5 protein-coding genes and 1 pseudogene are annotated in these 8,383 nt (G+C 69.5%); 2 read left to right on the top strand and 4 right to left on the bottom strand.

Annotation, left to right across the window (positions count from 1 at the left end):
- The first annotated feature begins 64 nt into the window (after positions 1-64).
- Complete coding sequence (locus tag NHL53_RS05160; protein ID WP_433775765.1) at positions 65-2,296, top strand: glycoside hydrolase family 3 N-terminal domain-containing protein; 2,232 nt, start codon at positions 65-67, stop codon at positions 2,294-2,296.
- A gap of 55 nt (positions 2,297-2,351) precedes the next feature.
- Here the strand turns inward: NHL53_RS05160 and NHL53_RS05165 are convergent, their stop codons facing one another.
- From NHL53_RS05165 to NHL53_RS05180, 4 genes and pseudogenes are all read right to left on the bottom strand, one after another.
- A complete protein-coding gene (locus tag NHL53_RS05165) occupies positions 2,352-2,780 on the bottom strand; it encodes a hypothetical protein (RefSeq protein WP_433775766.1) in 429 nt (142 codons plus the stop codon).
- 418 nt (positions 2,781-3,198) lie between these two features.
- Positions 3,199-4,206, bottom strand: coding sequence for a pirin family protein (locus tag NHL53_RS05170; RefSeq protein WP_433775767.1), 1,008 nt, complete (start codon positions 4,204-4,206; stop codon positions 3,199-3,201).
- Entirely contained in the window at positions 4,203-4,676 is a 474-nt protein-coding gene (locus tag NHL53_RS05175) for a carboxymuconolactone decarboxylase family protein (protein WP_433775768.1), read from the bottom strand. Before NHL53_RS05175 ends, NHL53_RS05170 begins: the two co-directional genes overlap by 4 nt.
- 192 nt (positions 4,677-4,868) lie before the next feature.
- Positions 4,869-6,034 (bottom strand): annotated as a pseudogene (locus tag NHL53_RS05180) (IS3 family transposase).
- Between the two features lie 325 nt (positions 6,035-6,359).
- Between NHL53_RS05180 and NHL53_RS05185 the strand changes: the two are divergent.
- Complete coding sequence (locus NHL53_RS05185) at positions 6,360-8,318, top strand: heavy metal translocating P-type ATPase (protein WP_433775769.1); 1,959 nt, start codon at positions 6,360-6,362, stop codon at positions 8,316-8,318.
- Positions 8,319-8,383 lie beyond the last annotated feature (65 nt).

An 8,383-nucleotide genomic window follows, 5' to 3' on the forward strand; every position in this document is an offset into this window, starting at 1 on the left:
CCGTCAGGCCTCGCACTCCGCGGAGGCGCATCGACGCCGCTCCGCCGGCACAGAAGAAGGAGCGATGACCGCGCTTCCCCTCCCCTACCTCGACCCCGCTCTCTCCGTCGCGGAGCGCGTCGCCGATCTCCTCGGGCGCATGACGCTCGAGGAGAAGATCGGGCAGATGCTGCAGCTCGACTCGCGCGACGATCTCGCCGACCACATCCTGCGACGCGGCGTCGGGTCGATCCTGCACACCTCTCCGGAGCGGATCGTCGAGGCGCGCGAGCTCACGCTGCGCACGCGCCTGCGGATCCCTCTGCTCGTCGGCGAGGACTGCATCCACGGCCACTCCTTCTGGCCAGGCGCCACGATCTATCCGACGCAGCTCGGGATGGCGGCGTCGTGGGATCCGGCGCTCGTCGAGCGGGTCGCGCGCGCGACCGCCGTCGAGGTCGCCGCGACGGGCGTGCACTGGACGTTCTCCCCGGTGCTGTGCATCGCGCGCGACCTCCGGTGGGGGCGCGTGAACGAGACGTTCGGCGAGGATCCCTTCCTCATCGGCGAGTACGCGAGCGCCATGGTGCGCGGCTATCAGGGCGACGGCCTGGCCGATGAGACCGCCGTGCTCGCGACCGCGAAGCACTTCGCGGCGTACTCCGAGACCCAGGGAGGGCGCGACGCGTCCGAGGCCGACATCTCGCACCGCAAGATGCGCAGCTGGTTCCTGCCCCCGTTCGAGCGGGTCGCCCGCGCCGGCTGTCGCACCTTCATGCTCGGATACCAGACGACCGACGGGGTGCCGATCACGCTCAGCGAGTGGTTGCTCAGCGACGTGCTGCGCGGCGAGTGGGGCTACACCGGAACGCTCATCACCGACTGGGACAGCGTCGGGCGCATGGTGTGGGAGCAGCGCGTGCAGCCCGACATCGCGCACGCGGCCGCCGCGGCGGTGCGCGCCGGCAACGACATGATCATGACGACGCCGACCTTCTTCGAGGGCGCCTTGGAGGCCGTCTCGCGCGGGATGCTCGACGAGGACGCGTTCGACGCCGCCGTCCGGCGGATCCTCACCCTGAAGGTCGAGCTCGGCCTGTTCGAGAATCCGCGGACGCCCCGCGCCGATCACGATCAGATCGTCGGCCGCGCCGATCACGCGGCTCTGAATCTCGAGATGGCGCGCCGGTCGCTCGTGCTGCTCGAGAACGACGGCACGCTGCCCCTCTCCCCCGAGACGGCGCGCGTCGCGGTGGTCGGCCCGCTCGCCGACGACGACCAGGAGCAGCTCGGCGACTGGGCGGGCGGATCGGGCCAGGCCGGCTGGCTGGACGGCCAGCCGCGCGACATGATCACGACCGTGCTCGACGGCCTGCGCGAGATCGCTCCGTGGGAGGTCGTCCATGCGCGCGGCGCGGACATCCTCGCGCTCACGCCGGACCCCGCCGGCGCCACCTGGCCCGACGGCCAGCCGCGCCCGCCGGTCGTGACGCCCTGCCCTCCCGACGAGGCGCAGATCGCCGAGGCGGTCGCCGCGGCCTCGGACGCGGACGTCTGCGTCGCCGTCGTCGGCGACGCCCGCGGCCTCTACGGCGAGGGGCGGTCCACGGCGACCCTCGAGCTCATCGGCGGGCAGATCGCGCTCCTCGACGCGCTCGTGGAGACCGGGACGCCCGTCGTCGTGGTGCTCATGGCGTCCAAGCCGCTCGTCCTCCCGCCCTCCGCGGCGCGGGCGGCCGCGGTCCTGTGGGTCGCGAACCCCGGCATGCAGGGCGGGCGGGCGATCGCCGAGCTCATCACCGGAGCGATCGAGCCGACCGGTCGCCTGCCGATCTCGTTCGCCCGGCACGCCGGTCAGCAGCCCACGTACTACAACCAGATCCGCGGGCAGCACGGCGACCGCTACGCCGACCTGACGCAGTCGCCGGCCTGGGCGTTCGGGGAGGGGCTGTCGTACACGACCGTCGCCTACGCCGATCTGGCGCTCGCGGCCGATCAGCTGGGCTTCGACGACGTGATCGCGGCGGAGGTCACGGTGACGAACACGGGCGACCGGCCGACCATCGAGACGGTGCAGGCCTACGTGCGCGACGTCGTGACCTCGGCGAGCTGGACGGACAAGGAGCTCAAGGCGCACCGGCAGGTCGCGCTCGCGCCCGGGGAGCGGGCGCGCGTGCGCATCGAGATCCCCGTCGCGGACTGCACGATCGTCGACGCCGGGGGCACGCGCCTGGTCGAGCCGGGCGCGTTCGCGCTGCTCGTCGGGCCTAGCTCCCGGGAGGAGCAGCTGCTGTCGGCGCCCTTCACGGTGCGCTGACGCGCCCGTCGTCGGGGAGGGCCCGGATCCGGATCCTCCCGGGCGGAGGGGCTCGCTATCCGTCGGCCGCGGCGCACGACATCTCGCCTGCGCCGTCGCGGGCGAAGCGGTCGCCGATGTCGCAGGCGCGCCACGTCGTCGGGAGGAAGGTCAGCGGAGTCCAGTCGACGACCACGTCCACCGCGCCCTCCTCGCCGTGCCCGACGTCGATCACGAGCTCGTGGCTCTGCCGCTCGACGTTGCAGCCGATCTCGATGAACGCGAACCCGCACGTGTCGGAGGTGCGCGTCATGACGCTGTGCTTGTCGATCACGACGCCCTCGAGCGGCTCGCCCGCCACCGGATCCGGCCGCTCGCTCGCGATGAGCGCGAAGCACGCCGTCGGCACCGTGATGACGACGGCAACGAGGCCGGCGACGGACAGGATCCGCCGCCACAGCGGGCCACGCGCGCGCCGGTTCGGGGCCGGTTCGAGAGGCGTCATCGCCCTCAGGATGGCCGACGCCCGGGCCGCCCGCCAGCTCGCCCCGCGCGAGTTCCCCGGCTGTTCACCTGGCGGAAGGCCGCTTCGACGCGACGGCCGGAGTCGAACCGACAGCGCCACCGGGTATGAACCGGGGCCCGGGACCGCCCGGATCGCCGCGATGCCTCGACCGTACGCCGCTCGGCGAGGATCCGCGCGGGGTGTGACGCGCAGTGACGACACGCGGCGTCATGAGGGCGGGCGGGTTGGTCGGACTCACCAGCCGATGTCGATGACCGACCCCGGGCGCCCCTTGTCCAGCCGGAACGACGAATCGGACGAGCGGCGCCAGCCGGCCCTCGATGCCTCGCCGCCCTCGCGGCGGACCCGTGCGAGATCGCCGCCGGCATCGGATGAACGCGCACCGCCGGCGAGAGAGCTACCGAAGCGGCTGCTCCCGCGGTCGCAGGGTGACGTTCGGCAGCGGCGGAGCGGGAAGCGGCCGTGGCTGCCCCTCGGGGAAGCTCCCGAACAGGGCGGGTTTGCCGGCGTCAGCCGGATCGGCGGGTTCGAACCCGAGCTCTGACTGGTAGCGGCGCCGGAACTCGACGATCTCCTCGTGGTCGCGCCCCACGAAGTTCCACCACATCACGATCTGCTCGCCGAGCGGGACACCGCCCAGCAGGATGATGCGGACGGCGCTCTCCCCCGCCTCGAGGACGAGCGTGCGGGATCCGGTCGGCACGTACGCGAGCTCGCGATGCGCGATGGCGACGGAGTTCACCATCACCCCGCTGTCCTCGGCGAGCACCGCGTGCTCGAAGTCGGCGCGGACGTCCAGCGTCAGGGACGCGCCGGCCTCGAGGATCAGCTCCGCGCCGAGCAGGTCGGGGGTCCGGGTCTCGACGGGCGACGCGGAGCCCGCCAGCTCGCCGATGAACACCCGCGCGGTCGCGCCGGGAAGCGCCACGGGAGCGGGAGCGTAGTGCTGGAAGCCGTTCTCGCCGAAGCGCGTCGCATCGGGCAGCGCGTACCAGAGCTGCACGCCGTGCAGGACGCCCGTGTCGGCGTCGCTGAGCTCCTGATGCGTGATCCCCTGCCCCGCGATCATGAGGTTGAGCTCTCCCGGGACCACGGATGCCGCGTTGCCGCCGGAGTCGAGGTGCTCGACCCGCCCGCTGAAGAGCCACGACACGGTCGCGAGACCGGTGTGGGGATGCCGGGGCACCTGCATCCCTCCGGTCTCGGAGACGTCGTCCGGTCCGTAGTGATCCAGGAAGCACCATGCGCCCACCAGCGACCGCTCCCGCTGCGGAAGCGTCCGGTGGACCGTCATCGCGCGCGGCCCGCCCAGCGGGACGAGACGCGGTTCGAGGGGCGTCACGGCGGTGCACGGCTGCCCCGGAGCGAGGTACTCGAGTTCGGGATGCCGGTCGGTGCTGCTCATCGGACCAGCCGCCCCTCGGCGTCCCGCGGCCGCACCGGATGGCCGCTGAGGATCGAGATCCGGTTGAACGCGTTGATCGTCACCGCGACCCATTCCGCGGCCGCGAACGCGTCGTCGCCGAGCACCGTGCGCGCGCCGGACAGATCCGCGCGGGACTCCTCGCTGAGCGGGAGGACGGTGGATGCCTCCGCGGTGGCGAGCGCGGCCCTCTCCCGCTCGCCGAACAGCTCCGCCTCCCGCCAGGCGGGAAGCAGATCCAGCATCTGCTGCGGGATCCCGGCCTGCCTGGCTTCGCGCGCGTGCAGGTCGAGGCAGAACGCGCAGCCGTTGATCTGCGAGGCGCGCAGCTTGATGAGCTCGGATTCGCGGATCAGCAGCCCGCGTTCGACGGCCGCGTCGCGCACCGCCGTCGACAGCGCCGCGGCGGCTCGCCAGGCCTCGGGAACCGCTTTGTCCAGGAACGGCTGCATATGTCCTCTTCTCCGATGCCCGACGCCGGTCGACATGCCTGCGATCCGTCTCAGTCAAGACCATGTTCCCGCATCACGGTCAACCGGGCCGGCTCCGGGGCCTCGGCACCGGCCAGACCGAAGATCTCGCGCTCTTCTCCCGGCCGCGCCTCCTCCCTCGGGCGTGAGGAACGAACTGGTGACAGGTTCGGTTTAGGCCGCGAGTGTGAGCGGCTCGGTTAGCTTGGCTTCGAACTCGATGGGCGTCAAGCCGCCGAGGGTGTCCTGCGCTCGCTGGCGGTGGTACTTCCGCTCGATCCAGACGACGATGGCGAGCCGCAGCTCCTGCCGCGTCGCCCATCGCTGTTGGTTGAGCACGTTGGTCTGCAGCAGCGACCAGAAGCTCTCCATGGCCGCGTTGTCTCCGGCGGCGCCGACTCTGCCCATGTCGTGACGGCGCAGCTCACGGGCCATCGCGCGGCTTCGGAACTGGCTGCCCCGATCAGCGTGCAGGATGCAACCGGCGATGTCACCGCGGCGGGTGACGGCGTTGCGGACGGCGTCGACGGCGAGCTTCGCGGTCATCCGATCGGAGATCGAGTAGCCCACGATCCGGTTGGAGTGAACGTCGTTGATCGCGCAGCAGTACAGCTTGCCCTCGGTAGTGCGATGCTCCGTGATGTCCGTGAGCCAGACCCGGTTCGGCGCGTCGGCGCGGAACACCCGTTGGACGTGATCGTCGAACACGGGCGGCCCGGCCTTCTTCCCCTTCCCACGCCGTCGACGCTGCGCGGACGAGAGGATCCCCGCGTGAGAACACAGCTTCCACGCCGTCCGCCTGCTCATCCGCCACCCCGCGCGGCGGGCTTCGTCAGCAAGGTATCGGTAGCCGAATGTCGGGTCATCGTGGTGCGCGTCGTGTAGAGCGTTGATCCGGTGCGCGCGGAGCACGTCGGCGTCGCGGACCGGGTCGCCTCTCCACCGGTAGTAGGACTGGCGGGCGAGCTTGAGGACCCGGCACGACACCGTCACGGGGATCCCCGCGTCGGCGAGCTCAGCAACGAGCGGGTACGTCATTTTGGGGAGCCACCGAGGCGCAGGTTCGCCTGCGACAGATACGCCGCCGCTCGCCGGAGGACCTCGTTCTCCTGCTCGAGGAGGCGGATCCGCTTCTTCAACTCACGAGCTTCCGCCGCGTCCGCGGCGGTCTGACCCGGACGGTTGCCGTCCTCGACGTCTGCTTGGCGGAGCCAGTTCTGCAACGTCGCTTCGCTGATACCGAAGTCAGCGGCGATCTGCTTGATGGTGACGCCGCTCTCACGACGCCGGGCGACCGCGACAACGTCCTCGCGGAACTCCTTGGGGTATGGACCGGGCATGAATGACATCCTCCCCGCCAGCGCCTCTCAGCGCTAACGATCAGTTGTCACCAGTTCGTTCCTCACGCCCAGGAACGCCGGAGTCGTCGGGCTGCTCGCCGCCGCACTGTACGACCCCGTATTCACCGCGGGTGTCACGAACGCCACATCACTCGTCGTCGCGGCACTCGCGCTTGTCGCACTCACGTCCTGGAACACACCGGCATGGGCGGTAGTGCTCGGGGCGGCCGGAGCCGGGGCATTGCTGCTCTGAACACGCTACGCCGATACTCAGGCGAGGCTGGCCTGCAATGCGAGAAGCGTGCCCGCATGGGAGGATTGAAGTATGAGCCGCTTTTCATTCCTGGTCAGGGCATATCCACTCGTGATCGCAACACTTTTAGTCGCTCTGATCGGATTGATTCTTTTGGCGACCCCCGCCAGCGAGTCGGCCTCCTTGGTCGTGGGCGCATATGCGCTTGTGATTGCCGCATGGGAGGCGGTCGGGATGATCCGGCAGCTCATCCGAGGGCACGCCGGGCTCGACATTCTTGCGGTGACGGCGATTACTGCGGCAGTGCTCGTTGGGGAGCCGTGGGCGGCGCTCGTGGTGGTGTTGATGCTCACCGGCGGGGCGGCCCTCGAAGATTACGCTGAGAACCGTTCGAAGCGGGAACTGACCGCGCTGCTGCGTATGGCACCCCAGCAGGCCACGCGCATCCTCGCCCCGAGCGCAGTCGGCACGGGCACGCACGAGCACACTGCCGAGGTCACGACCGAGGACATACCGGTCGAAGAAGTCGAGGTGGGTGATCTGTTGCTGGTGCGGCCGGGTGCACTCGTGCCTGTGGACTCGATCCTCGTCTCCGAGCACGCCGTGTTCGATGAGTCGTCATTGACCGGTGAAAGCCTGCCCGTTGAGCGTGACGCGGGAGAGAAAGTGTCGAGCGGTGCGGTGAATGGACAAGCCGCAGTCACCATGCGGGCCGCGGCTCCGGCCGTCGAGAGCGAGTATCAGCAGATTGTTCGGCTCGTCGAACAAGCCGCGGGCAGCAAAGCCAAAGTCGTGCGGCTCGCGGATCGGTACGCGGTGCCATTCACGGTGTTCGCCCTCGTGATCGCTGGGATCGCGTGGGCGGTCAGCGGAGAGGCTGTCCGGTTTGCCGAGGTGCTGGTGGTGGCGACACCGTGCCCGCTGCTGATCGCCGCGCCGGTCGCGTTTCTCGGTGGCATGAGCCGTGCCGCGAGGTTCGGTCTGATCGTCAAGGGCGGTGGCACCCTTGAACAGCTTTCACGAGCCCGCTCGGCGGCTTTCGATAAGACCGGCACCATCACCACCGGCAAACCGGCACTTGAACGCATCCTGCCAGCCGCCAGCACCAGCGAAGATGAACTGCTGCGTTTCGCAGCCTCAGCGGAGGTGTACTCTTCTCACGTGCTTGCGGACTCCGTCGTGCAAGCCGCGAAACAGCACGCCTTGTCGCTCGTCGAAGCCGAACATGCCGAGGAGATCGCGACAAACGGAGTCGCGGCTGTGTTCCGCGCTCCTGACGCACCTGAGGCAGTGACAGTTCGTGTCGGCAAGCCCTCCTGGGTGCGCAACACTGCGCCCGACCTCGTGCTGGCAGACCTTGCTCCTGGGGAACTCGCGATCTACGTCTCGGTCGATGGCTGCTTCGCCGGAGCCATCGTCATGCGCGACCAAGTGCGCGAAGAAGCAGCCCAGGCTCTCCGTCAGCTGAGCGATCTCGGTATCGAGCGTACGCTCATGGTCACAGGAGACGTCGCAGCCACCGCCGAACCCATCGCACAGCACCTTGGAATCAGCGAGGTGCACGCAGAGTGCCGCCCCGGCGACAAAGTTCGCATCGTCAGTACCGTGCAGCCCCGCCCCCTCATCATGGTCGGTGACGGCCTCAACGATGCCCCCGTGCTCGCCGCCGCGGACATCGGCTTCGCAATGGGCGCGCGCGGTGCAACCGCAGCCTCAGAATCTGCGGACATCGTGAACCGTTACGACACGCTCTCCGCGCTGCCGCGCGCGGTGAGCATCGGCAAAGACACCGTGCGCATCGCACTGCAAAGCATCTGGCTCGGCATCATCATCAGCGTCGGCCTCATGCTCATCGCCGCCTTCGGGTTCCTCCCCGCACTCCTCGGCGCGTGGCTCCAAGAAGGCGTTGATCTGGTGGCCATCCTCGGCGCACTCCGTGCAGTCGGCCCACGATCTGAGCGCATCACACGATCATCACCAGTCGCATCGACGGAACAATTTCACTTCAGCACGAACCAAGACAGGAAATGAACAATATGGCATCCGACTCAAGCACCACGCCGCATCCCGGCGAAGCCCACCTGCAGAACGTGGGC

The organism is Microbacterium sp. gxy059 (assembly GCF_050958665.1).
GTDB lineage: Bacteria > Actinomycetota > Actinomycetes > Actinomycetales > Microbacteriaceae > Microbacterium.